The organism is Gorillibacterium massiliense (assembly GCF_000455485.1).
GTDB classification, from domain to species: Bacteria; Bacillota; Bacilli; order Paenibacillales; family NBRC-103111; genus Gorillibacterium; species Gorillibacterium massiliense.
This window is the reverse complement of sequence record NZ_CBQR020000080.1, coordinates 1-25,762: the sequence shown is the minus strand read 5'-3', so window position 1 is coordinate 25,762 and position 25,762 is coordinate 1. Positions and strand designations below refer to the sequence as shown.

Annotated in this window: 24 protein-coding genes; 20 read left to right on the top strand and 4 right to left on the bottom strand. The window is 51.6% G+C overall.

The genetic code is table 11. The annotated features are described in order from the left end of the window. The 9 genes from TJ79_RS28080 to yajC all read left to right on the top strand — a co-directional run. The coding region (locus TJ79_RS28080; RefSeq protein WP_040950073.1) for a hypothetical protein at positions 1-210 on the top strand (210 nt) is incomplete at its 5' end. Positions 211-281: 71 nt separating this feature from the next. Further along, the gene (locus tag TJ79_RS09545; RefSeq protein WP_040950072.1) at positions 282-944 is read left to right on the top strand and encodes a BofC C-terminal domain-containing protein; all 663 of its coding nucleotides are present in this window, start codon (positions 282-284) and stop codon (positions 942-944) included. A 336-nt stretch (positions 945-1,280) separates the two neighbouring features. Then, on the top strand, positions 1,281-1,784 hold the full coding sequence (gene ruvC, locus TJ79_RS09540) for a crossover junction endodeoxyribonuclease RuvC (RefSeq protein ID WP_040950071.1): 504 nt from the start codon (positions 1,281-1,283) through the stop codon (positions 1,782-1,784). After that, on the top strand, positions 1,781-2,407 hold the full coding sequence (gene ruvA / locus TJ79_RS09535; protein ID WP_040950070.1) for a Holliday junction branch migration protein RuvA: 627 nt from the start codon (positions 1,781-1,783) through the stop codon (positions 2,405-2,407). The genes ruvC and ruvA overlap by 4 nt, the downstream gene beginning before the upstream one ends. A 133-nt stretch (positions 2,408-2,540) precedes the next feature. Further along, positions 2,541-3,584 carry a Holliday junction branch migration DNA helicase RuvB gene (gene ruvB, locus TJ79_RS09530; protein WP_052339432.1) on the top strand — a complete coding sequence of 348 codons (1,044 nt, stop codon included), beginning with the start codon at positions 2,541-2,543 and terminating at the stop codon, positions 3,582-3,584. A gap of 194 nt (positions 3,585-3,778) precedes the next feature. Next, positions 3,779-5,866: a SpoIID/LytB domain-containing protein gene (locus tag TJ79_RS09525; RefSeq protein ID WP_162162938.1), complete on the top strand. Its 2,088-nt coding sequence runs from the start codon at positions 3,779-3,781 to the stop codon at positions 5,864-5,866. 16 nt (positions 5,867-5,882) lie between these two features. Further along, complete coding sequence (queA, locus tag TJ79_RS09520; RefSeq protein ID WP_040950069.1) at positions 5,883-6,998, top strand: tRNA preQ1(34) S-adenosylmethionine ribosyltransferase-isomerase QueA; 1,116 nt, start codon at positions 5,883-5,885, stop codon at positions 6,996-6,998. Positions 6,999-7,033: 35 nt separating this feature from the next. After that, on the top strand, positions 7,034-8,170 hold the full coding sequence (gene tgt / locus TJ79_RS09515) for a tRNA guanosine(34) transglycosylase Tgt (protein ID WP_040950068.1): 1,137 nt from the start codon (positions 7,034-7,036) through the stop codon (positions 8,168-8,170). A gap of 28 nt (positions 8,171-8,198) precedes the next feature. Beyond that, complete coding sequence (yajC, locus tag TJ79_RS09510; protein WP_081756809.1) at positions 8,199-8,540, top strand: preprotein translocase subunit YajC; 342 nt, start codon at positions 8,199-8,201, stop codon at positions 8,538-8,540. Between the two features lie 96 nt (positions 8,541-8,636). Here the strand turns inward: yajC and TJ79_RS09505 are convergent, their stop codons facing one another. Together TJ79_RS09505 and spoVB are read right to left on the bottom strand one after the other, a co-directional pair. Beyond that, positions 8,637-9,026 carry a TIGR04086 family membrane protein gene (locus TJ79_RS09505; RefSeq protein ID WP_052339430.1) on the bottom strand — a complete coding sequence of 130 codons (390 nt, stop codon included), beginning with the start codon at positions 9,024-9,026 and terminating at the stop codon, positions 8,637-8,639. Between the two features lie 102 nt (positions 9,027-9,128). Continuing rightward, a complete protein-coding gene (spoVB, locus tag TJ79_RS09500; protein WP_040950075.1) occupies positions 9,129-10,691 on the bottom strand; it encodes a stage V sporulation protein B in 1,563 nt (520 codons plus the stop codon). Positions 10,692-10,901: 210 nt separating this feature from the next. Here spoVB and TJ79_RS09495 point away from each other — a divergent pair, with 210 nt between their 5' ends. The 7 genes from TJ79_RS09495 (at position 10,902) to TJ79_RS09470 (ending at position 19,072) form a co-directional block, all read left to right on the top strand. Continuing rightward, positions 10,902-11,165: a post-transcriptional regulator gene (locus tag TJ79_RS09495; protein WP_420319382.1), complete on the top strand. Its 264-nt coding sequence runs from the start codon at positions 10,902-10,904 to the stop codon at positions 11,163-11,165. A 158-nt stretch (positions 11,166-11,323) separates the two neighbouring features. Beyond that, entirely contained in the window at positions 11,324-12,553 is a 1,230-nt protein-coding gene (gene secD, locus TJ79_RS26615) for a protein translocase subunit SecD (RefSeq protein ID WP_081756806.1), read from the top strand. Further along, entirely contained in the window at positions 12,543-13,454 is a 912-nt protein-coding gene (gene secF / locus TJ79_RS26610) for a protein translocase subunit SecF (protein WP_081756805.1), read from the top strand. Before secD ends, secF begins: the two co-directional genes overlap by 11 nt. A gap of 117 nt (positions 13,455-13,571) precedes the next feature. Then, positions 13,572-16,037 (top strand): single-stranded-DNA-specific exonuclease RecJ, encoded by a 2,466-nt coding sequence (gene recJ / locus TJ79_RS09485; RefSeq protein ID WP_040950067.1) that lies wholly within the window; start codon positions 13,572-13,574, stop codon positions 16,035-16,037. Then, positions 16,034-16,546 (top strand): adenine phosphoribosyltransferase, encoded by a 513-nt coding sequence (locus TJ79_RS09480; protein ID WP_040950066.1) that lies wholly within the window; start codon positions 16,034-16,036, stop codon positions 16,544-16,546. Before recJ ends, TJ79_RS09480 begins: the two co-directional genes overlap by 4 nt. A 71-nt stretch (positions 16,547-16,617) precedes the next feature. Further along, a complete protein-coding gene (locus tag TJ79_RS09475; RefSeq protein WP_040950065.1) occupies positions 16,618-17,970 on the top strand; it encodes a helix-turn-helix transcriptional regulator in 1,353 nt (450 codons plus the stop codon). 4 nt (positions 17,971-17,974) lie between these two features. Next, complete coding sequence (locus TJ79_RS09470) at positions 17,975-19,072, top strand: GyrI-like domain-containing protein (RefSeq protein WP_040950064.1); 1,098 nt, start codon at positions 17,975-17,977, stop codon at positions 19,070-19,072. Positions 19,073-19,135: 63 nt separating this feature from the next. On the opposite strand, the gene uraA is transcribed toward TJ79_RS09470, so the two are convergent. After that, the gene (gene uraA, locus TJ79_RS09465) at positions 19,136-20,407 is read right to left on the bottom strand and encodes a uracil permease (RefSeq protein WP_040950063.1); all 1,272 of its coding nucleotides are present in this window, start codon (positions 20,405-20,407) and stop codon (positions 19,136-19,138) included. A gap of 255 nt (positions 20,408-20,662) precedes the next feature. Between uraA and TJ79_RS09460 the strand changes: the two genes are divergently transcribed. Together TJ79_RS09460 and dtd are read left to right on the top strand one after the other, a co-directional pair. After that, positions 20,663-22,843 carry a RelA/SpoT family protein gene (locus tag TJ79_RS09460; protein WP_040950062.1) on the top strand — a complete coding sequence of 727 codons (2,181 nt, stop codon included), beginning with the start codon at positions 20,663-20,665 and terminating at the stop codon, positions 22,841-22,843. A gap of 79 nt (positions 22,844-22,922) precedes the next feature. Then, positions 22,923-23,366 carry a D-aminoacyl-tRNA deacylase gene (gene dtd, locus TJ79_RS09455; RefSeq protein WP_040950061.1) on the top strand — a complete coding sequence of 148 codons (444 nt, stop codon included), beginning with the start codon at positions 22,923-22,925 and terminating at the stop codon, positions 23,364-23,366. 28 nt (positions 23,367-23,394) lie between these two features. Here the strand turns inward: dtd and TJ79_RS27145 are convergent, their stop codons facing one another. Beyond that, complete coding sequence (locus TJ79_RS27145; protein ID WP_155987828.1) at positions 23,395-23,562, bottom strand: hypothetical protein; 168 nt, start codon at positions 23,560-23,562, stop codon at positions 23,395-23,397. A gap of 202 nt (positions 23,563-23,764) precedes the next feature. Between TJ79_RS27145 and TJ79_RS09450 the strand changes: the two genes are divergently transcribed. Together TJ79_RS09450 and TJ79_RS09445 are read left to right on the top strand one after the other, a co-directional pair. Beyond that, the gene (locus TJ79_RS09450) at positions 23,765-24,325 is read left to right on the top strand and encodes an RNA polymerase sigma factor (protein WP_040950060.1); all 561 of its coding nucleotides are present in this window, start codon (positions 23,765-23,767) and stop codon (positions 24,323-24,325) included. Beyond that, positions 24,297-25,574 carry a YCF48-related protein gene (locus tag TJ79_RS09445; protein WP_040950059.1) on the top strand — a complete coding sequence of 426 codons (1,278 nt, stop codon included), beginning with the start codon at positions 24,297-24,299 and terminating at the stop codon, positions 25,572-25,574. The genes TJ79_RS09450 and TJ79_RS09445 overlap by 29 nt, the downstream gene beginning before the upstream one ends. The last annotated feature ends 188 nt before the right edge of the window (positions 25,575-25,762 follow it).

Below are 25,762 nucleotides of genomic sequence, written 5' to 3'. Positions count from 1 at the left end.
GAAGAGGCGATAATTTCAGCAGATGGGGCGGCCGCTCGTCAAAGCGAGGAAACTACGAGCGGAAAGATCACTGCAAAAACCGGCTCTTCTAAAAACCGGACCGGAAAAACAGGCCCGAAAGCCCGCCTGCATTCTCACCAGGTTGTGGAGAAAAGCGGATTAGGCAGACAAACCCAAGACAATATCCCATGGCTGAACCCTTATAGATAATCGCCATATATCGCATAGTTCCCCTTCTTCCGGGAAAAGCTAGAAAAAACGCGGAAGAAGGGGAATTCACCATGGGCTTTTCCAACCTGTTCAAGCAATTGAAGAAACAGCTGCGTTCTAAAAAAAGATGGCTCTCCCTTGGATCGGTGATCCTGCTTGCGCATGTAGCAACAGCTGGGACCGTGTTTGCTTCAACCTCGGCGGCAACCTTCCTCTTGGATAGCAAGGAGACTCCGGGATGGGAGCAGAAGATAGGGAATAAAAGCCCATCTGATACTCTGCAGGCAATTCGTCAGCGTACCGGTTATTTTCAGGTGACCGTTAAAACAAACTATATATGCGGCGAAGAAGATCAGGCTCTTGGCCTGATGGATTCAACCGCTATCGTAAAATATGCCGAGCAGCATCCTGAGTTTGTTCCAGTTATGTCGGGGGGAAATGCCGTCTTCTTTTCCCGGACGGTTGACGATCTGTCGCCTCATTGCAAGAAAAGCGCTTATTTCGGTGTTGATCGTCAGGGCAATCTAACTCTGTTCGATGGCCAGCCGGACGAGGAACGGGTGATTCGTACCTTTTTCCAGCTTAACGTTGAGCAGATGAAAAGCAGTTTGCCTGCCGGCGTATGGTCCCAACTGCAAGGTGGAATAAGGGTAGCGGATATGGCAGAGTTTAACAGTGTTCTGTCCACCTTCAGCGATTATGCCGCTTCTGATGAGCTGCGAGAGAAGCAGTAGCCTCTATGCCAAAACCTTATACCATGCATGAGTACCCGGCTGGATGGGAGCAACATCCCATTTGATGCCGGGTTTGTTCATTTTGCGGCCGTTAGATTTGCAGTGCTTTTTCGCGAGTCATTCTGGTATAATGAAAAGCATACATATGTTCCTATATAAGATAGTTTAAGTTTCACTATTCATTGCCTTATGCCGCTACGGTAAACGTCGCACGTACGATGCTCGGGGCTCCCCGCAAAGTATTTGAAAAAGCTTTGTTAGGACGATCATCACTTTGTGGGCGCAATGTCGCCGTCAGCCGCTTATCCACGTTACTATCCGATGGGAGAGAGTTATTTGCGTATATTAGGGATCGACCCGGGGATTGCTATCGTCGGGTTTGGGTTTATCGATAAAGTAGGGAGCCGGCTAGTGCCGGTGCAGTACGGGAGTATTCAGACGGAAGCCCACACCGATCCGGGAACCCGGCTCAAGGACGTCTATGACTCCATGGTTCATTTGATTGAAAAGTATAAGCCGGATACGGTAGGGATGGAAAAGCTGTTTTTCAACCGGAATGTGACAACGGCTTTAACCGTAGGCGAAGCCCGTGGCGTTCTTATGCTGGCGGCGGTGCAGAAGGGACTTCCAGTCGGCGAGTATACGCCGATGCAGGTCAAACAAGCCATCGCCGGATATGGCAAAGCGGAGAAAAAGCAGGTGCAGGAGATGGTGCGCCGGTACTTGAATCTGGCAGCCGTCCCTAAGCCTGACGATGTGGCTGATGCTTTGGCTATCGCCATTTGTCATGCCCATTCCCATACATTATTGGATAAAATCAACGGGGTGTATAAGCCATGATCGATTATTTAAAAGGGATTCTAGCCCACCGGGAAAACGATTATGTGGTGATTGACGTAAATGGGGTGGGGTACCGAGTATTTTGCTCGAATCCGTATGGTCTTACGACCGACGAAGGCTCCAAGCTGACGATGTATATTCACTATCACGTTCGGGAGGATGCCATTTTGCTCTTCGGCTTTCCTACCCGGGAAGAGCAGTCGTTGTTCCGCCGTCTGCTGGATGTGAGCGGCGTCGGACCGCGGGTTGCCCTTGGCATTCTATCGGCTGGACGGCCGGACGCCATCGTGTCGGCTATCTATCAGGAAGACATCGTTTTTCTGACTCGTCTGCCCGGGATCGGCAAAAAAACCGCTCAGCGCATCGTGCTGGATTTGAAGGACAAGCTGTCTGATCTTTCCGTAGGCGGCTTGGACACCTTGCTGGCGAGCGCGCCGCAAGCGGCAGCCTCCGGTGCTCCGGCTAGCGCGCCCTGGACGGAAGCGAAAATGGCGCTGATGGCTCTCGGCTATACGGAAGCAGAGGTGGACCGCATTCGCCCGGCGGTACAGAAGCTGGCCGAAGGCAGCGAAAGCACCGACGCCCTCATCAAACTGGCGTTAAAAGCGATGATGCAAGGGTAATAACAAGGATAAGCGGCTGACGCCGTTATACAAGAAGTGCGGCGTTTACTGTAGCGCAATCAGGCTATGTACAGTGGCAAACTTATAAATTCTGATGAAGCGAACTAAGCGCCGGTTTCAAGGAGGGAATCAAATGGAAGACCGCATCATATCGGCTAATTTGATGATGGAAGACCAGGGGATGGAATTAAGCCTGCGTCCCCGTTATCTCGGTGAATATATCGGCCAGTCACAGGCCAAGGAAAATTTGAAGATTTACATCGAGGCAGCCAAGCAGCGGAAGGAAGCACTGGACCACGTGCTGCTGTACGGGCCCCCCGGCCTCGGCAAAACGACGCTTTCGAATATCATCGCTAACGAGTTGGGCGTGAATATCCGCACCACCTCTGGACCGGCCATCGAGCGGCCGGGGGATTTGGCGGCGATTCTTACAAACCTGCAGCCCAACGACGTGCTGTTTATCGATGAAATTCACCGGCTGCATCGCACCGTCGAAGAAGTGCTTTATCCGGCTATGGAAGATTACGCACTGGATATCATCATTGGAAAAGGCCCCAGTGCCCGCTCCGTTCGGCTGGACCTTCCGCCCTTCACCTTGGTTGGAGCAACCACTCGGGCAGGGCTGTTGTCCGCGCCGCTAAGGGACAGGTTCGGCGTTGTCTGCCGACTGGAATATTATACGGACGATGAGCTGGAGTTTATCGTCAGCCGTTCGGCGGACATCCTCCAGGTGCAGATCGTCGGCGATTCCGCCAGGGAAATCGGCCGGCGCTCCCGGGGGACGCCGCGGATCGCAAACCGGCTTTTGAAGCGGGTTCGGGATTATGCCCAAGTCAAGGGCGACGGTGTGATTACCCTGGATATTACAAAAGCGGCGCTTAAGCTGATCCAGGTGGACGATCTTGGACTGGACCAGATTGATCACAAGCTGCTGAGAGCGATCATTACCAGTTTCAAAGGCGGGCCTGTCGGCCTTGATACGATCGCGGCTACCATCGGGGAAGAAAGCCAAACCATCGAGGATGTATACGAGCCGTACTTGCTGCAGATCGGCTTTCTCCAGCGCACTCCGCGAGGCCGTACTGTGACCCACCGGGCATACGCCCATCTCGGAATGGAACCACCCCGTCAGGCCAATGAAGGCCCAGGCGGGAATCAAGCGTCTTGGGAACTGTGAAATGATAGAACGTTCATAGAACGTTATCCGTCTGTCCAGGGCGTGTCGAATAATCGAAACTTTTGGAGCAGGAAGGAGTCTAACCTTTCAGCAGCCGGGAAATTATGGTCAAGTTCATAGGGGCAAGTTCAATTGCTTGCTTGCATTTTTACGGCTTCTTTCCATTTATCACCATAAGCAAAGGGGATTCTTCCATGAAAAACAAGCGTAAGCTGGCTGTGTGGTCATTGTTGACAGCCGGACTCCTTCAGCTGCCGATCGGTTTTTCCTCCGTGTCGCAGATCGCTCATGCCGAGACCTCCGTACCCGCCAATATCCGTGTCGCTTTTTATATGCTAAATAAAAGTTTGAAGACCATTCCTTCCGTAGCGTTTAATTCGGGAGGCGCCATTCAAGTTGGCAATAAAACGGCGGCGGGAGGGGTACGTCCATGGTTTTCGGCAACTGGCGAAACCCGCTTTGGACTAAACCAAACCCGGATTCAGTGGCCGATTGCAACGGATTACAATCAAGCCAAAGCACTTTATCAACAATTGACGGACGCCAAACAGTCGCCTGTACTATTCGTGTTCTCGCTCAAAGGCAAGCCGGCTTACCAAATTTTCTCCGGCGATTATGCCAGCAGCACGGAAGGAGCACAAGGACAGGCTGCCCTGCTGAAAAGTCCGATTTTCGCAACCTATACAGATAAGACCGTATTAACCGGTAACTTCTTTGCTGAAGTTGCTTCCTATGCTACTGAACAAGAGGCAGTGACCCGTCAGGGCATTCTTGCTCAAGCCGGCGTAGCCACGGAACTGGTCGTTCAGGACAACGTCAGTGCGAACAACCCTGCAGGCAACGCTATTTATAAGCTGTGGTTTGGCGGATCAGCCAGCCAGGCAGAGCTGGACAGCCTCAAAGCCCAGGCTTCAGCGCTTTCTCCCGGTCTCTCATTCGCTGTCGCGAATACCGATGCGCCTTATCTCATTCGGAAGACCGATGCCAGCTTGACCGCTTCCGGCGGTACGGCTTTTTACTTGCTCAATCCGGCGGATGCCGCCGGGCAAAAAGTATGGATCACCACCGATACGGGCAAGCTGACCGTGAAGGAAAAGCAGCTTTCCTACCGCGGTGCTTTTGAACTGTCATCTTTTTCCGGGAAACTGGCCGTAGTGAATGAACTTCCTTTTGAAGATTACCTCTACGCCGTCGTCTATTCCGAAATCGGGCCCAACGTGCCGGCGGAAGCGATCAAAGCCCAAGCTGTCATTGCTCGTACTTACGCAATGGCTGCAGGAAACAAATACGGCATCGCTAACGTTTCCGACAGCACCCTGGATCAGGTGTATTTCGGCAAGGAAGCCCAACAATCGACGGATGGCGTGGACGCTACGAAGGGGCAGTTGGTCTATTACGGCAATGATTTGGCGCAAACCTTCTTCTATGCCAACGCCGGGGGAATGACCTCCGACGGAGCGGAGGTGTGGGGATCGTCTCTGCCTTATCTCACGTCGGTTACAAGCCCCGACTCGGCTCCATCCGTAGGTAAGCTGACGTGGTACCGGGTCATAACGGACAACGGGATCAGTGGTTATATAAGGTCCGATTTGCTCAGGGATACCGGTGTCAAAAGCAAGGCCAATCTTCCCTACTATGAGACGACGGAAGATGGAGCCAATTTGCGCCCATCGCCATCCACTGAACAGGCTACAATTGCCCAGTTGAATACGGGTACACGAGTGGCGGTCATCGGACAAGCCATCGAATCCACCAAATACACTTGGAAATGGCTGTCCAGCGCCCAGGAGCTCGTTCCTTCCCTCAATAAATATTTGCCGACTGCAGTCTCCGGCGTGAAGACCATCGAAGTGCTGTCACGCGGCCCATCTGGCCGAGTGACCGGTCTGAAGCTGGATGGAGTTCCTTTTACCATGCCTTATCCGGATAATTTCCGTACTATGCTTGGCAGCTTGAGGAGCACGAAGTTTGATATTGAAGAAACCGGAAGGTATACTATTCTGGGAGCGAATGGAGCAAGCTCCGAATATCCGGTTACCACGGGAGTTCCCTACGTGCTTACCGGCACGGGTAACAAAACCCAACCCGCTTCGGAGATGCTAGTGTTAAACGGTACCGGCGCCGTTCGCCCGGTTTCCGTTGACCAGAAGTTCCTCTTCAGTGGCAGCGGGTACGGTCACGGCTTGGGCATGTCCCAAGACGGCGCCGCCCAAATGGCGCGGGATGGCCGAAGCTACATGGATATTTTGAGCTACTACTACCCAGGAACAACTATCAAGTAATACAAGGATGAATGGAATGGATATTGATTTATTTGATTTTCACCTGCCCGATGAACTGATTGCTCAAACGCCTCTGGCCAACCGCACGGAATCCAGGCTGCTGACGCTGAACAAAGCAACAGGCGAAATCGGGCACCACCGCTTTTCTGATCTCATCGATTATTTGGAAGCCGGGGACGTACTCGTGTTGAACGACACGCGGGTAATTCCAGCCCGGCTTTTTGGTTTGAAGGCCGACACCGGGTCGAAGGCGGAAATTTTGCTTTTGAAAAATTTGGGCGAAGACCGCTGGGAGGCTTTGGTGAAGCCGGGGAAAAGATTGCACAAAGGCGCGCGAATCGTGTTCGGAACAGGCGTTGCTGAAAATGACCCGGCATCCGAAAACGCGGAGCAAGCTGCGGGCAGTTCCCTTACGAATCCTCATCTTACGGCTGTGATTGAAGAGGAAGGGGAGATGGGCGGCCGCATTCTCCGGTTTGAGTATGCCGGCATCTTCAACGAAATTCTCGACCGTCTCGGACAGATGCCCTTGCCGCCTTACATCAAGGAGCGGCTGGAGGATAAAGAACGCTACCAGACGGTATACGCCAAGCACGAAGGCTCAGCTGCAGCTCCGACGGCCGGGTTGCATTTTACGGAAGAGTATTTGGAACAAATCCGCGAGAAAGGCATCCGGCTTGCTTATGTCACTCTGCATGTCGGCTTAGGCACCTTTCGGCCGGTGTCTGCCGATCGGATCGAAGAACATACGATGCACGAGGAATTTTATCATCTGTCTCAAGAAACGGCGGATGTAATTAACGTTGCGAGGGCTGAAGGCAAAAGGGTTGTTGCCGTCGGCACGACCTCTGCCCGGACATTGGAGACCGTAGCCCGGGAATGCGGCTTGCAGCCGGGACAACGGGATGGGAAGATCAAATCCAGCCAAGGCTGGACCTCCATCTTTATCTATCCCGGCATACCCGTCCGATTGGTGGATGCTCTTATTACCAATTTTCATCTGCCCAAGTCCACCCTCATTATGCTGGTGAGTGCACTGGCCGGAAGAGAACCGGTATTGCGCTCCTATGAGGAAGCGGTCCGCGAGCAGTACCGTTTTTTCAGCTTCGGCGACGCGATGTTTATTTACTAGGAATAAGCTTTGTTCATGAAGGAGGAACAGTCCCTATGGCTGCTGTTCGATATGAATTTATTAAAGCCTGCAAACAGACGGGAGCTAGGTTGGGGCGTGTGCACACTCCTCACGGTGTCATCGATACTCCCTGCTTTATGCCGGTAGGTACCCAGGCGACGGTCAAGACCATGAGCCCGGAAGAACTGAAAGAGATGGGCGCCGGAATCATCCTCAGCAATACGTATCATCTGTTTTTGCGTCCCGGGCATGAGCTGATCCGGCAGGCAGGCGGTTTGCACAAGTTCATGAATTGGGATCGGGCGATTTTGACCGACAGCGGCGGTTTTCAAGTGTTCAGCTTGAGCGAAATGCGCAAGATTACGGAAGAAGGCGTGCATTTTCGATCTCATTTGAATGGGGACAAGTTATTTCTCTCTCCGGAAGTGGCGACAGAAATCCAAAACGCCCTCGGCTCCGACATCATGATGGCCTTCGATGAGTGTCCGCCCTATCCGGCTGAGCATGAATATGCCAAGAAATCGCTGGAACGAACGACCCGCTGGGCCGAGCGCTGCTTAAAAGCCCATGCCCGTCCTCACGACCAGGCGCTGTTTGCTATCGTCCAGGGGGGCATGTATGAAGATTTGCGCAAGCAAAGCGCCGCCGAGTTGACTTCCATGGATTTCCCGGGGTATGCTATTGGTGGCCTTAGTGTAGGCGAACCTAAAGAGTTGATGTACGAAGTAATGGATTACACCGTACCGCTCTTGCCGGCGAACAAACCCCGCTACCTGATGGGAGTGGGCTCTCCGGACGCCCTGATCGAAGGAGCGATACGCGGCATCGATATGTTCGACTGTGTCTTGCCGACGCGTATTGCCCGCAACGGCACGGTTATGACCAGTCAGGGTCGGCTCGTTGTTCGCAATGCCAAGCATTTTGACGATTTCGGTCCCTTGGATCCCGAGTGCAGCTGTTATGCTTGCCGTAATTATTCCCGGGCCTATATTCGTCATTTGATTAAGGCGGACGAGACCTTCGGCCTTCGCTTGACGACGTATCATAATTTGCAGTTTCTTCTGGATCTGATGGCTAAGGTACGGCAGGCGATTGCAGAAGATCGCTTGGCGGATTTTCGGGATGAATTTTTCGATAAGTATGGAATGAAAGACAATCCCAGCGGCTTCTAAGATGAGATGAGAGGAAGGAGGGGAAACAATGAACCACGTGCAATTACTGGCAGCTGATACCGGCGGTGGCGGCGGTGGCGGCGGTGGCGGCGGCTACTTATCCTTTGTATACATAGCGATCATGTTTGTAGCGCTGTATTTCCTTTTGCTGCGCCCGCAGCAAAAGCGGCAAAAGCGAACGAATACCATGCAAAGCAGCATGAAGAAGGGCGATAAGGTCATCACCATTGGAGGGCTTCACGGCACCATCATGGAACTGGACAATGAGACAGTCGTGATCCGGGTTAACGATGCGACTAAGATGACGTTTAATCGCTCCGCAATCAGCAGCGTCGTTTCGTCGGCTGTTGTGGATGACAAAGAAAAGTAAGATCAGATAAACAAACTTAAACCGAGCGGCGTCGGCAATCGACGGGCTCGGTTTTTCGCTTTTTCCGGCGTATTCTGATCTATTTACGAAACCCCGTTAATTTTTTTTCGTATTAACGCCTAACATGCCGCCGAGGGCGCCGGCAACGAAGGCTCCCGCCGCGAAGAAGAGCAGTTGCAAGTTCAAATCCCGGTCGGCGCCGAGGAAGGCAGCCAGGTAGAGGATGATGCTGTAAATGAGCCCGGTAATGCCTCCGGCGGACCAGCCTTTGGCCCCGGATTTGCGTCCTGCGGCAAAGCCGCCGATCAAAGCCGCGAGGGCATGAATGGCGTAAGCCGACCGCTTTAGGGAATCCTCAGACTGATTGGTGAGGACCAGCAGCAGGGAAAAAACAAGCGCGCACAGAGCCAGTACGATAAACGCATACAGCGTGCCTTTCAGCACGGAGGGGACGATCCGTATTTTATCACTGACATTCATATCCATGGGGAATCCTCCTTGATTGGCAAAGTGGGATAAGCCATCTACACTAAACATCCTATGCGGACGAGGATTGAATATGAATGGTTGAGCGGGACGGATGAACGTTTATTTTTTGGTGAACCGCGGCATGGGCAGCTTTCGCAGATCATCCCGGTCTACCAGCCTGAACAGAAGGATGGCAGCCAGATAGATAAGCGTTCCCGCAACAAGAGAAAGGGAGAAGCGGAAAAAGGGAGTGCCCAGAACCGTTGTAGTCATAATTACCTTGATGAAGAAGGCGACAGCGGCGGAGGCTAAAGCCGTTTTCATAAAGACGCTGCTGGGCAAGGAAAACCGCAGCAATCTGGATACGCTGTTCCAGTGCAGCACCGTCACAATCATCGTGTTGAGTATGATCGCCATGATAGCCCCGAGGATGCCGAAAGTCGGTTTCGCAGCAAGCAAGTAGATGAGACCGAGTTTGATTATGGAGCCGATCAACGTGTTGACAAGGGCGGTACCCGGACGGTTCAGCGCCTGCAGCGTCGCCTGCAGCGGGCCTTGACAGTAGATGAAAACGGCGGCGGGAGCAAGCATCTTCAGCATGACGCCGATTTCGCTGTTATGATAGAGGTAGTAGCAAATAGGATCGGCCAATATGTACATAAATACGGCAAAAGGCGCTCCGGTGACGAGAGCCAGCTTGATGGATTGATGCAGCCGTTTGTGAATTGTCACCATATCGTTTCTCGCCGCTGCCTCGGATAAAGAAGGCACGAGGGAGACGGAGAGGGAATAAGTCAAAACGCCGGGCAGCAGCAAGACAGGCAAAACCATGCCCTGCAGCGCGCCATATTGGGCAGTAGCGGCGGCTGTAGCCACGCCTGCGATGGCGAGACTCTGAACGGTCAGGACGGATTCGAAAAAGTAAGAGAAGGAGCCGACCAGACGGCTGGCGGTAACCGGTGTTGTGATTTGGATCAGCTTGCGAAATGTTGCTCTCCGGCTTTTGGCCGCCACGTAAGGCGGTTCCTGAAGCTGCTTCAGAGAGTTTTCGGGTGAGTTGGTTCTGCTCCTCACATGGGATCGGTAATGGGCAAGTATAACCGCCATTCCGACGATTTCGCCGGCCAGCGTTCCAAGCATCCCCCCAGCAGCCGCATATCCGATTCCATAAGGAAGCAAAAGATAGGAAAGAATAAGCATGCCAGCAATCCGGCTGATGGTTTCCGCCGTTTGAGAGGAGGCGGTAGGAATCATGTTTTGTTTGCCTTGAAAATAGCCGCGAAAAACCGAAGAGACACCGACGATGGGCACGATGGGAAGCATGGCCAGGAAGGGGTGAAGAACACGCTCGTCCGTAAACAGGGTACGCGTAATGATAGGCGCCGCCGCTAGGCATAATCCGGCTAGCGCAAATCCCATGGTAACCGTGAGAGTTAGAGACTGACTTAGTACCTGACGTATTTTACGGGTATTGCCTTCCGATTCGGCTTCCGCGACCAGCTTGGCGACCGCTAAAGGAATTCCTCCGGTAACCAGCGTAAGAATGACGGTGAGCAGAGGCCAAGCCATCTGATACAAGCCGACTCCTTCTGCGCCGATAACCCTTGGCAGCGTTATGCGGGGAATGAAGCCCAGGAGTCTGTTGACGGCACCCGCCGCCAGCAGAATCATCGCTCCCTGCATAAAGGTTTGTTTGGTTCTGCTGCTCACTTTTGATCCATCCTTCCGCGGCTGTTGTTGTCCGATGCACCTACAGCATGATGTGCAGAACCTGTCCCTGTTCATGCTCCTATCTCTTTTTTTACATGCACATTGCAGGATTTTCGCGGTTTATGGCGAATATGGTTAACTGATTCATCGGCTGAAAACGTCTCGTTGAAGGAGGTGCTTCATTTGGAGGAAGAGCGGGAGTACGGTATGGACAGCCAGAAGTTCGAGGAGATTGTAGAGCATTTATGCAAAAGCAAAGCGGAAGAGTTCAAGCTCCTGGGTTATAATCACATTTCACCCCAGGATATTTGGCAATGCATAGATGCAAAATACCGCAAAACCGGCTTTCCCCGTTTGCACCAGCTAGTCAATGACATCTATTCGCTGAAAGCGACGGACTATATGAATTGGATGACGATGCAGGCGTACAAAGGCGAATCCTTTTGACGCGATATTTTTATATCGGGGTCAGTCATTGAAGCAGCAACCTCGGGAGAAGGGGGTTCTTTTTTTTCGCCCGCCATTATCCAACCCTTGGAAATTGACGGTTTTTTTTCGCACGAGTATAATAGGACTATTGCAAACTGAAGGGAGCAAAAGGCACGATGGACGTAAAACGCTTTACCGTCTTTCTTCTCGTTATCGTCATCATGCTGGCGGGTATGGGCATTAGTGCTCCATACATCGTCAAGGATGTCAAGCTCGGGCTTGATTTGAAGGGCGGTTTTGAAATTCTGTATGAAGCTTCGCCTTTGGAAGCGGGACAAGAAGTTACCCATGGCTCGTTGATCGAAACAGCAAACAGCCTTGAAAAACGGGTGGACAAGTCAGGGATTGCTGAACCCAGCATCACTACGGAAGGAAAGAACCGCATCCGTGTGCGTTTGGCTGACGTGCAAGACCCGAATCAGGTGCGGGACATGCTGCAAAAGCCTGCTGAACTCACGTTCCGCGATTCGAAAAACAACGTTGTGATGAACGGCAGCGATTTTGTGCCGAACGCCGCGAAGATCATTTACGATCAAACCAATCGACCGGTTATTTCAATCCAAGTCAAGGATAAAGAAAAATTTGCCGACGTTACGGGCAAACTGACCGGACAACCGATGAGCATCGTTCTTGATGATAAGGTTTTGACAAGTCCTACTGTAAACGGTCGGATGACAGAAGGAACCGCTATCATTACGGGATATAGCTTGAAGGAAGCCCAAGAATACAGGGACATCATCAACCTGGGCGCCCTCCCGTTGAAACTTAGCGAAAAATATACCAATGCCGTTGATGCGACCCTCGGGAAGGCTTCCCTTCATGAGACGCTGATTGCCGGTTTTATCGCTTTTGCTTTGATTTTGGCGTTCATGATCTTCTTTTATCATGTTCCGGGCTTGCTGGCCTGCTTTACGCTCATCGTTTATGCATGGCTCTTACTATTGGTCTTGAACCTGATGAACGCCACTTTGACTTTGCCGGGTATCGCCGCCTTCATTCTCGGGGTCGGGATGGCCGTCGATGCCAACATTATTACCGACGAACGGATCAAAGAAGAAATCCGCAGCGGCAAGAGCATTATGTCCGCTTATCGTGCCGGCGGTAAAGTATCGCTTAAGACTGTCATCGACGCGCACATTACGACGATTCTGGCCAGCGCGGTTCTGTACTTCCTCGGTACAGGCACCGTACAAGGCTTTGCTCTTACGCTGATCTTCAGCCTTCTGGTAGGCTTGCTGACCAACGTTGCACTTTCTCGTTGGCTGCTGCAAATGCTGATTCGCTCCAACGTTCTGAAGAAGCCGTCTTTATTTGGAGTGAAGGGGGACGAAATCCATGCGTTATGATTACCGCATTAAATTGGACGTGATGGGGAAGAGCAAAATCTTCTTTACCATTTCCATTGCCATTACGATTATCGGATTGGTCTTCCTGCTGGCGAAAGGTCTACATACCGGTGTCGATTTCAACGCCGGGACGAACCTGGATATTACCGTAGGCAAGCAGGTAGATGGCGCGAAAGTAACAGAAATCATGAAGAGTGCCGGACAACCTGGCGGCGTCGTCACACCGGCAGGCGAGCGGGTTTCCATCCGTTACGATCACGTTTTGACCAAAGAAGACATTACCAAGATTCGCGAAGGATTCAACACTTCTTTCGGAGAGAACGTAAAGATCGAAGAAAATACCGTTGATACCTCTTTGGCCAAGGAATTGGTGAACAAAGCGATTTACGCCGTATTAATCGCCAGCTTGGGTATCATCATTTACGTGGCCATCCGCTTCGAGTGGCGCTTCGGTATCGCGGCGATCATTGCCCTGCTGCACGATGCCTTTATCGTCATCAGTTTGTTCTCCATCTTCCGCTGGGAGGTCAACTTGACCTTCGTGGCGGCGGTGCTGACCATCATCGGTTATTCCATCAACGATACGATCGTTATCTTTGACCGGATCCGTGAAAATCTGCGGTTTGCTAAGTTAAAGAACTATAAGGATCTGACGAATCTGGTCAACCACAGCGTTTCTCAAACAATGACCCGTTCCATCAATACGGTTCTCACGGTTTTGATTGGCGCTTTGCTGTTGTTCCTCATGGGCAGTGAATCGATCCGCAACTTCTCTTTAGCTATTCTGATTGGTCTCGTTTGCGGAGCGTACTCCTCCATTTTCATAGCCAGCCCAATCTGGGCTTGGTTGAAAAAAGGTTCGCTCAATGCTCCAAAAGCCGCGGCTCCTGCTAAGCATTAATAACAAGAGGCAGAAAAGCAAGGTTCCAAAGCCTACCGCCGTTTTATAAAACGGCGGTTTTTTTTCCTGAATGAATAGGGTTCCCACTCACGATTACGCACAAGAAAGGAACGCCATATGCTGCCTGCTAAAGCAAGATGGACGATAGGCTCGAGCGATGAAAGCGTCGTTCGGGAATTCACCGAAAGCTTGGGGCTTGAGCCGATGCTGGCCCGATTGCTTGCCGCACGCGGTTTTCGGACGCCTGAAGAGGCGGCTCCGTTTCTGGCGGTGGGAAGCGGGCAATTTCACGATCCTTTCCTTCTGGATGGCATGCACGAGGCGGTAGCAAGAATTCGTCTCGCGCTGGAACGTCATGAAAAAATCCGTATCTATGGTGATTATGATGCAGACGGCGTCAGCAGTGTCGCCCTTATGATCTTTCTTTTTCGCCAGCTAGATGCCGATTTCGATTATTATATTCCCCATCGCGTAAGCGAAGGGTACGGACTGAACCGGGGCGCACTGGAGCTGGCAAAAGAGGAAGGTGTCTCCCTGCTGGTTACCGTGGACACGGGGATAAGCGCGAAGGTGGAGGTGGAGTATGCTTCTTCCTTAGGTTTGGATGTGGTGGTAACGGATCACCATGAGCCTCCGGAGGAATTGCCCATTGCCTGTGCAGTGGTCAATCCGAAGAAACCTGGTTGTCCTTATCCGTTCAAGCATCTTGCTGGTGCAGGTGTCGCCTTCAAACTGGCTCAGGCTCTTTTAGGTCGCATCCCGGTTGAGCTGTTGGAAATTGCGGCTATCGGTACGGTTGGGGATTTGATGCCGCTCACAGGGGAAAACCGGGCTATCGTCAAACTTGGACTAGACCATATGCGGGTAACTGCCAATCCCGGAATCCGGGCGCTGCTGGATGTGGCAGGTGTTGACCGCGAAAAGGTAACAGCAGGCAATATCGGCTTCGGCATTGCACCGCGTATTAATGCCAGCGGCAGATTGGAAGCGGCGGATGACGCCGTGCGGCTTTTGGTAACGGCAAGCAAGCCGGAAGCGGAAGAGGTTGCGGCAGCTTTGGACAATCTGAACAAAGAACGTCAGCGGATCGTTGACGAAATTTTCGTCGAGGCTGCAGCCATTGCCGAGTCTGCCATTGCCGACGGATCTGGAAAAGTGCTGGTTGTGGCGAAGGAGAATTGGAATGTCGGCGTCATCGGCATTGTCGCTTCCAAACTGGTGGATAAGTACTATCGTCCTGTTCTTGTACTAAGTATCAATCCGGAGACTGGGCTTGCCAAAGGTTCGGCTCGTTCCATCCCCGGTTTCGATATGTACAAGGCGCTGACCCACTGCGCGGAGATGATGGACCATTATGGAGGGCATCAGGCCGCAGCGGGCATGACTTTGGAAGCGGCCAACCTTAATCGATTCCGGGCCGAATTGCAGACGCTTGCTGCTGAATGGCTGAGCGAGGAGGATTACATACCGGTTCTGCACGCGGATATGACGGTCGATTTAAGCGAGGATCCTATGGGCTGGATTGGATCTTTGGAGAAGCTGGGGCCTTTCGGGATGGGCAATCCGTCGCCGCGGTTCGTCTTCACGGGACTCCACGTGCTAGAGAAGCGGACGATGGGAAAAGATAACCGGCATCTCAAGCTATCGGTTTCCCAGAGGACGTCGGAAAACAGGGCTTCTGCTTTTGATGCTGTCGGATTCAGTCGCAGCCAGTTAGTTCACCGGATATCGGATGCTGCGCGCATGGATATTCTCGGAGAGCTGTCCATCAACGAATGGAACGGCAGCCGCAAGGCACAAATCATCATCCAGGATATGCGGATTGCAGAACGGCAGGTTTTCGACTGGCGCGGTGCGAAGGATACAGATCCGCGCTGGAGTACGCTCACTGCCGCCGATTCCCGCGGTTTAAACCGTTCAGCTCCTCTTTGCGGAGTAGTTGTGTCGAGCTCAAGCGAAGCGGAGGAGGCGGGGCGATTGCCGCTTCCAGCAGGCACCACATTCTGGGCTCCTGATTCGTCGGGGACCATGAAATGTGTAGAGGGGGTTCGTTCAAGCGAGGCAGAACACGACCCAATAGAACCTACCTTTGATCGAGTGCAGGACCTTATTCTCTATTCCATGCCCGATTCGTTGGAAGAACTCAGCCGTTTGCTTCATCAATCCATCGGTCTGGAGCGCATCTATGCAGTGTTTCGTGAATCGCAGCCGGAAGGCGTCGTGCCGACTCGTGATATGTTCAAGCAGGTTTATTCGATGCTGCTGAAACCGGATGACCGGTATCAGGGCGGGCATAAAGACGTCATCGGATATTTTAGCGCGAGATCAGGCTTGTCCCGAGACATGGTAACGTTTATTATTGAAGTGTTTGAGGAATTATCATTGGTAGAACGATGGAGCGGCGGGTATCGTTGTGTTCCGGCTGCGGTCAAACGGGATCTGACGACCTCAAGTAGATACAAGCGGCGGCTTAAATGGCGTGAGGCGGAACAAGAGCTAATGTATACTTCCTCTAAGGAATTAACGCGCATTCTTTTAAATGCATATAAAGATAACCAATCCGTAACGGAGGTTCAGGCATGAACTACAAAGAACACATTCGCGTAATCGAAGATTTTCCCCAAGCGGGCATCAGTTTCAAGGATATTACGACGCTTCTGCAAAATGGACCGGTTTATAAATCGGCTATCGACGCGTTAAAAGAGAAGTATGCGGACATAGAAATTGATTTGGTGGCAGGTCCGGAAGCCCGCGGCTTTGTCGTCGGCGCTCCTCTCGCTTATGCCCTCGGCACCGGCTTCATTCCGATTCGCAAAAGCGGCAAACTGCCCTATGACTGCATTGAAGCGAGCTACTCGCTGGAATACGGAAAAGACAAGCTGGCTATGCACAGCGATGCTATCCGTCCCGGGCAAAAAGTGCTCATCGCCGATGACCTTCTTGCGACAGGCGGTACCATCGCCACGACCGTCAACCTCATTCGCCAACTGGGCGGAGAGATCGTCGGCGCCGCCTTCTTCATTGAGCTGGAGGATTTGAACGGCCGCGACAAGCTGGAAGGCATTGAAGTCTTTTCCTTGATGAAATATTGATGTTGTTCGCACCCTTCTCTTGACTATCGTCAAGCGGAGGGTGCTTTATTTTATGGATCGGCGGGAGTTTCGTGGAGCGATACGGGTATATCACGAAAGTGACGGAATTCATCGAAAAGAGCTACGGAGAAGAGATCGATCTTGAAATGGCAGCAAAGGCGGGATCGGTCTCGCTCATGCAGCTATATCGGGACTTTTACGTTTGCACCGGCCACTCTCTCAAGGAATACATACGAAAAAAGCGGCTTTCCAACGCCTGCGCCATGTTGAAGCATACCAATGTCTCCCTGGTGGAAGTTGCCCTCACCCATGGCTACAAAACCCAACAGGCGTTTCATAAGCACTTTAAGAGCGTACTCGGGGTAACTCCCCTTGAATATCGGCACAACGAGCTTCATTTTGGCTTCTATCCAACGATTAACGAGCTGGTAAGCTTTCCAGTAAAAGTGGCTGCCGAAATCATTCCCCGTGTGATCCGGGTTAGCTATGACGATCTCCGGGAAGAAGGAATCGAAAATCGGGCGATCGCGAAACTGCGAGCGCTCCTGGGTGACAAAAGCGATGATGGAGACTGGCCGGGGCGTATGCGGCTATTCGGCAGGAACGGTAAACCGGAAACAGCAGGCTACCGTTATGAGCTGATGCTTGCTCCACTAAGCGAGATGACTGAATGCCTGGACAGGTTGAGGGGCAGCGATTTTCTTGAGGTTAGCGTTATGGAGGAAGTGGCAGCCGTTTTCGCTTCCGTTACGGTGGATAATCGCGAGGATAGGATTGAAAGAGGTTGGAATTACTTATACAACCATTGGCTGAGTTTCAGCATGTTCATGTTGGATGATGGGGATTATCTGGAAGAGTTTATCTTAAGAGGAATGAAGATTCCGAAGCTAAGGCTGCTGTTACCCGTAAAAAAGAAACCTTCTTATCGGACCGTTGTCCTGCGGGAAACGCCGGCGATGACCTTTTTGGTCAGCAAAAAGTCGGGGCCAGGCGCCGAGAAGGATGCCGCTGAAACCGTAATGGGCTACATATCCGCTTGCGCTCCCTGGCTTAAGGATGCGGCTGTATTTTATGTCGCCGTAAGCGGTGTGGATGGTTACACCTGTGGGGTCATGATGGAGGAGCAAACGGGGTTGCCTCATAGCCAGGAGGTTGAAATTGTCCGGCACCCGGCGGGGATCTATGCTTCTATTAGCGACAATTGTTGGGGCGATATTCGCATGCATGCGAAACATTTGGACAGTTGGCTGAAGCTTAACGGTTTTTATCGTGAGGACCAGATGCTGTTCGCCCTCTATGAAAGCCGGGATGCCAGCTTAGACGAAAGTAGGATCCGAATGACCCTGTATGCACCCGTAAACTTGTTAAAAAGGGACAATACGGCAGGCGCCCATTTTGATATTGTGGGTGATAAAGGAGAGTGAAGCGATGAGTACCGCCAAAAAGTTCGATTCCGGCCATTCCCCGCAAAGCTATAGCCCCAAGAAAAAACCGGAAATTATCGCCATTGCGGAACAGATGAGAAAGAGAATAACCCCGGAAGAAACATTGATAAAAGCAGTAGATGATCAAACCGGCATCGTTTACCGGAACGAGATGAAAGTGGTCGGCGTTCGCGTTGCCTACACCCCTGACGCCTCGGTGGACATGGTCAAAACCGTAAGAAGGTACATAAAGGATGGGACGTGCGATTTGCTCGAGCGTTTGGTAACAAACTGTAACCCCGGTAGCTATGTTGCAGTGATGACGGATGTCAAAACGGGCATCGATTTTACCTACATCATAGGTGTCGTTGTCGAGGATATGGAAAGCTTGCCGGAAGCTTTGCCGCCGGGCACCGTTACCTGCATTTGCCCTGCCGGCCATTACGGAAAACGGAGTCGTAGGGTGGATGATTCGGCGAAGAGCGCATTATCCTGCTTTGCCGAAACAGGGTTCCGGGAAGCTAGCGGCTACGTCTATGATAAAAACGCTCAACCCTATCATTTCTTCGATCGCACCGGGGAGTTGGTAACCGCCTATGAACCGGTGAAAATTCCGGAGAACAACGAAGAACGATACGATTCTGTCGGTTGGGAAATCGTCACATTGCCGGAAATCAAGGCCATCGGCTGCACCGGTGAAGGGATGGACTGTATGTTCAAGCTCTTCGCTGTGGAAAATGAAATCGATTGGGAAGCTGCGGGAGCACTCAAACTGCAGCAATATGTATCCTTTGGCTACCAGACCGAGGAGGGTACGACCTCCTTCATGGGCAGGCAGGTGGCGGACTTCAGCAATACCCCTGAGTCGCTGGTTGCCGTTACCCGTCCAAGCCGCCTTTATGTGCGCTTTTATCAAATGCAGGTAAACAGCGACAATCCCTCGCTTTTTTATGAGGGGGCGAAGGATGAGCTTTTCTTCAATAAGCATCCGGAGTATGAAGCGGATTATTCGGACGGCTTTTACGACTTGTTTTTCTCTCAGTACGAGCAGGGCGGAACAGTGTTGTTTCCGATAAAGCGGAAGGGCACGCGGCAGGAATAAGCATAGAAAAAAGGGCCTGCAAGAATGCGCGTTTTGGCGCTTCTTGCAGGCCCTTCATGATTGTTATTCCGTATCGTTGCTGATCTTGGTTACTTCAAACAGTTTGAACAGTAAGCTGAGCAGGATGGCGATGACGGTAGCGAGGCCCATGCCCTTCAGCTCGAAGTTGCCCCAGGAGAACTTGGTGCCGCTGATGCCGATGACGAGCACGATGGTGGTCAGAATCAGGTTCGTCGGTTTGTTGTAATCCACTTTCGATTCCACCAGCATCCGGATGCCCGATGCGGCGATGACACCGAAAAGCAGCAAGGAGACACCACCCAATACCGGATCGGGAATGGACTGGATGACGCCGGCCAGTTTGCCGAAGAAAGCGAGAATGACCGAGAGAACGGCTGCACCGCCGATGATCCATGTGGAATATACTTTCGTAATGGCGAGTACGCCGATGTTTTCTCCATAGGTTGTGTTAGGTGTGGAGCCGAACAAACCGGAGAGAATGGTGGAAATCCCGTTGCCCATGAGGGAGCGGTGGAGGCCAGGGTCTTTGGCCAAATCTTTTTCCACGATGTTGCTGGTGACGATCAAGTGCCCCACGTGCTCAGCAATGACGACGAGAGCGGCGGGAAGAATAATGCCGATGGCGGTCCAGCTAAAATGGGGAGTGTAGTGGTGAGGAACCGCAAACCATTTTGCTTTCTCGACGGCTTTATAATCGATGATATCAAAGAACCATCGGCTGGAAATAACATAACCTACGATCAAACCGATCAAAATCGGAATAACCTTGAGGAAACCACGGAACAGCACGTTGCCGAGAATGATCGTGCCGAGAGTAATCAAGGAGATGGCGACGGTCGTGGAGTCCATTTTCCAATCGGGAGACCCATCCGAGATCAAACCGGCTTGTTTAGCCGCAGTTGGCACCAATTCCAGACCGATGACGGCGACGATGGCGCCCATGGCGGCCGGCGGGAAGATCACGTCAATCCAGCGCGTTCCCGCATATTGGATGATGAGGGCGACTATTATGAAGACGATACCGACGGCGATAAAACCGCTGAGGGCGGATTCGTAACCCATTTTGCCGATGACGACGCCTACCGGAGAAAGGAAAGCGAAGCTGGAGCCCAGGTAAGCGGGGATTTTACCTTTGCACATAAGCAGGTAAATCAAAGTGCCGATCCCGTTCATTAACAGGATGGTTGCAGGGCTGATTCCAAGCAGGATTGGAACCAGAACGTTCGAGCCAAACATGGCAAAAAGATGCTGCAGACTCAGCGGAATGCTGACTGCGAGGGATGGACGCTCGTCCACCTGGATGACGCGTTGCAAAAAAACTCCTCCTCCAATATTGTTGAAATTTGCCGAAATCCAAATCTTCTGTGATATCTTATCAGAATTGAAATGCGGTGACTAGTAGCCATTTTAGAAAAATTTATACACTTCACACCCGTATTTTTTCCCGGAATAGGCGCCTTCATCCCGAGTTTTGGAAACCCTGCCCGCTTCAATCGACACATTCCTTGACGCGGTGCGGCTTGACAGTCATAATGGATTCAAACTATTTAGAATGGAAAGGGTCTGGCAATGGGCATTGATCAGCTGATCGGAAAAGCTTCGGCCTATATAAAAGAACAAGATCTTTCACGTATCCGAGAAGCCTATGAGTTTGCCGATCAAGCCCATGAAGGGCAGCGGCGAAAATCGGGAGAACCGTACATCCAGCATCCTCTTGCGGTGGCGGATATTCTCGTCAATATGCAGATGGATTCCGAATCCATTGTGGCGGCTTTGCTCCACGATGTGGTGGAGGATACGACGGTTTCCCTGGAGAAGGTACGGGAAAGGTTTGGTGAAACGTGCGCAAGCATTGTGGACGGCTTGACCAAGCTGGAAAAGATCAAATATAAATCGAAGGAAGAGCACCAAAACGAAAACTACCGCAAGATGTTTGTGGCTATGGCCCAAGACATCCGCGTCATCTTGATTAAACTGGCGGACCGCCTGCATAACATGCGGACCCTCAAGTATCAATCCGAAGAGAGCCAACGGAGGATCGCCGAGGAAACGCTGGAAATCTTTTGCCCCATCGCTCACCGGCTTGGTATATCCGCTATTAAATGGGAGATGGAAGATATCGCCCTGCGGTATCTGAACCCCCAGCAATACTATCGTATTGCCAACCTGATGCAGAAAAAGCGTACGGAACGGGAACAGTACGTCGCCGAAGTCGGCGCAACCATCAAAGCGAAGGTGGAGGAGATGGGGATCGATGCCGATGTCTCCGGCCGCCCCAAGCACATTTACAGTATCTACAATAAAATGACGGAAAAAAACAAGCAGTTCAACGAAATCTACGATCTGCTTGCGATTCGCGTGATTGTCGATAATATCAAAGATTGCTATGCCACTCTTGGCATTATTCATACCTTGTGGAAGCCGATGCCCGGCCGCTTCAAGGATTATATTGCGATGCCCAAAGCGAACATGTACCAGTCTCTGCATACAACCGTGGTCGGACCTAGCGGCGAGCCGTTGGAGGTGCAAATCCGCACCTGGGAAATGCACCGTACGGCAGAATTCGGGATCGCCGCTCACTGGGCATATAAGGAAGGGGCTCCTGTACCAACCGGCAATTTTGAGGATAAAATGAACTGGATTCGGGAAATTCTCGAATTGCAAAGCGAGACGAGAGACGCATCGGAATTTGTCGAATCGCTGAAAATGGACTTTTTCTCCGACTTGGTATTTGTTTTTACGCCAAAAGGAGAAGTGATCGAGCTGCCTGCCGGTTCCGTTCCGCTGGATTTTGCCTACCGGATTCATACGGAAGTCGGAAACCGCACCATCGGAGCCAAGGTCAATGGACGCATCGTTCCATTGGATCACCGGCTGAAAAATGGCGATATCGTCGAAATCCTGACCTCCAAACATTCCTACGGGCCCAGCCAGGATTGGCTGAAGCTGGCCCAGTCCACCCATACCCGCAGCAAAATCAAGCAATGGTTCAAAAAAGAGAAGCGGGAAGAAAATGTGGAGAAGGGCCGCGAGAGCATTGAACGCGAGCTGAAGCGAATGGGCTTCGAGCCTGCGGTTGCTATGACCGACGACAAGATGCTGGAAGTGGCAGGGAAATTCAATTTTAACGATATTGAAGATATGCTGTCCGCCGTCGGGTTTGGCGGCATCACTGCCGCGCAAATCGCAACACGGCTTACCGACAAGCTGCGTAAGGAAGAGGAAGCAGCTAACCAACTGCAGTTGACCAATGAAATCAAGGAAGTTAAAGCCGCTCCCGAGAAAAAAAGCAGACCGACCCACGGCGTGCAAGTGAAGGGCGTGGATAATCTGCTGGTTCGTTTTGCTCGCTGCTGCAATCCGGTTCCCGGCGATGACATCGTCGGTTATATCACCCGGGGCCGCGGCGTATCCGTTCACCGGGCGGACTGCACGAACATTCCCAACGGAGAGGAAGAGGAAGAAAATCGCTTGATCGAAGTGGAGTGGGCGGATTCCGTCGAGGCCAGCTACAGCGTAGAGATCGAAATCACCGGCCATGACCGGCGGAACTTCCTGAACGAGGTGCTGCAAGCCGTGTCTGAAAGCAAAACGGTGCTTTCCGCCGTATCGGGCCGCTCCGACAAAAACAAGATGGCTCTTGTGCATATGACCATCATGATTCGCAATATCGATCACTTGCACCAGGTCGTGGAAAAGATCAAACGCATCAAGGACGTCTATTCCGTTCAACGGATCATGCAGACGTAAGGAGATTGATTAACGCCTTACGGGCATCGGTTGTGCGAGAAATATCGTGTTATCAGGTACAGCACGGAGGTTGCTTAAGGTGAGAGTCGTCATTCAACGCAGTAAGGAAGCTCAGGTAACCGTAGAAGGAGCCGTAACCGGCCGCATCGAAAAAGGTCTCGTCGTGCTCATCGGCGTTACTCATGAGGACACGGAGCAGGATGCCCGTTTTTTAGCGGACAAGATTGCCGGTTTGCGGATTTTTGAGGATGAAGCGGAGAAGATGAATTTTTCCGTTCAGGATATCGGGGGACAGATTCTTTCCATCTCCCAATTTACGCTCTATGGAGACGCCCGCAAAGGCAGGCGACCCAACTTCATGGCAGCCGCCAAACCCGATGTGGCCGAAGCGCTGTACGAGCGGTTTAACGGGATGCTGCGGGAGCATGGTCTTGTGGTGGAAACAGGCGTTTTCGGCGCGATGATGGACGTTCAGCTCACCAATTGGGGACCGGTGACGATCATTTTGGACAGCCGAGGGTAGATGGCTTGTAGATGTCAAACTCCTTGGATTATCGGATGTGGCCAGGGCGGGTTCGGCTGGCTTGCTCTCTTGACGTTGACAGGATTCCGCCACGGTCAGTGGCATTCATGGTCATGGAGAGGATTTCACCGCGGCTGCTCATGGCAATTGTAGACATGTTGTTTAGTACAGCTTGCTCCTTCAAGTTTCGACGCATGGCTCTTTCTCTCACACTCCTTGGGACACACGGATGAATACAGGCCAAGTATTCCCCTAAGGATCCAACTTCAAACTGCATAAGACATGACGGATGCTGCTCGATATAGTGGCATCCGTTTTTTATTTTGTGATTTAACCTTTTCACGCAAGACGGGAACTTTTTTCCATGTACTTAGTCTGTTTAGTCAGGAGGGAAGAGGATGGAGTTTGAACACTTGCCGTTCGCGGCTGAAATGGATTCCCAAACCTTTGACGAGCTTATGCTGCAGCATGGACAGGACGTGTGGAATTACGCGTTTTTCATTACACGGGATCGGCATCTGACAGACGATATTACCCAAGAGGTTTTTTTGCGGGCATACCGGGGAATTCAACATTTTCGGGGACAATGCACGGTGAAAACCTGGCTCCTGAAAATGACCCGCAACCAGGCATACAGCACCCGCAGATCGGCTTTTTACCGCCGAGTCTTTGTGTCGAGTTCTCCCGGAGAGAGTCAGACGACTCCTTCAGCGGAAAGCGCGTATTTCGGCAAGCTGGCAAGCGATGAAATTTGGCATGCCGTGATGACGCTGCCCCTTAAGTTCAGAGAGGTGCTTTTGTTGGAAATCAAATCGGAGTTAAGCATGAAAGAAATCGCAGATATGCTGGGCGTTTCTGAAGGGACGGCAAAATCCAGGCTGCACAGGGCCCGTGCCCGGGTAACTGCGAAGTTGGAGGAGGGAAGAGCCAATGAACACCGAAAAGCCGGAGTGGTATGACAGGATGGCGAGCGAGCCGCTGAAGGAGAAGACGTTTACACCGGCATTAGCCGCTCGTATTCGCAAAGAGGCGCTTGCCGGAATGCCGCCGATATGGAGGCGCTGGAGGTGGCAGTTGGCTGCGGTAGCGGTTTTGATGGTATTGGTTGCAGGGATAGTGGGGATTCAAATGGTCGGAGGGGATAACCATGAAAAATCGAATTCGGCTTCACAGGTATCTGGAGCTCCATTAAGCTCTTCGGTTTCAACCGGAACTAAATCGGAGGCGATTCCGGGAACACTCCGTCCTGCTGATGACTTTATTCCTGGCCCCTTCAGTATGTATAGCACAGAGAAAGGATGGGGCATGACTCTGGATGGAAGATTGGGTTATACCGAAGATGGAGCGAAACATTGGACCGAAGTCATCCCCCCGCTTCAAAACAAAGAAAAATTCAAGACGGTCTATTTTAGCCTAAATGAAAATATTTGTTGGTATCTATCAACGAATGAGGATTATATTTACAAGACGATTAACAAAGGGAAAACGTGGACCAAAGAGTCCATTCCCATCAAGATGAGTGCCGGGAACAGTAAAATTACTCCGGAAAGCTCTGTCTTTCTTTACTTTTACGATGAGTACCACGGTTATTTGACCCATTGGGGTGACAGCGGCCATGAAGCGGAGCTGCTGCGAACAAGCGACGGGGGATTGACGTGGACGAAAGCGCAAATCACTAAGCCCGAATGGGTGGATAGGGATAACTTCCCCAATGAGATGACGGTTTTAAACTCCGACGAGTGGTTTGTGGGTGCAAAAAATACCCAGGATGATGGAGATGAACTGCTTCACACGAATGATGGAGGGATGACCTGGAACATCGTCAACATTCCTCCACCTAAAGGCTATGAAGAAGCGCGTAAAGAGGTGGGAGAACCGGCTTTCTATCAGCTCATGCAAGGAGTTTTGACGGTTCGCTATTTTGGTGAAGAAGAGAGAACAGTCGTGTATCGTTCCCCCGATGCGGGGCGGACGTGGCATTACAGAGGCGATGTTCCCAAAGGATCGGTTTCGAATGGAAAGATATTCCCATATTTTGCAAATAGTCAAATCGGATATGTCTATGGGGATTTATCCGAAGACGGTAACGGCCAGATGAAGATAGGGCGAATGTGGGAGACGACGGATGGCGGGGGAACGTGGAAAGAGATACCGGTGCCATCCGATATCAGAAAATTTATAATCGACGAAATGTTATCTCAAAAATAAGGCTCTCTAAACCGATCAAACAAAGGCGAACGCTGCTTTATTATGGGTGTCCGTCTTTTTGTGTTTGAAGAACTTACTGAACGTTCAGGGTGCATTAGCTTAAGTCATTTGGAAGTCATTTATTTTTTTGGCTAGCTAACTTTCAGAAAGTACTCAGCCAATACTCATGCCTGCTTAAGATTCATTAT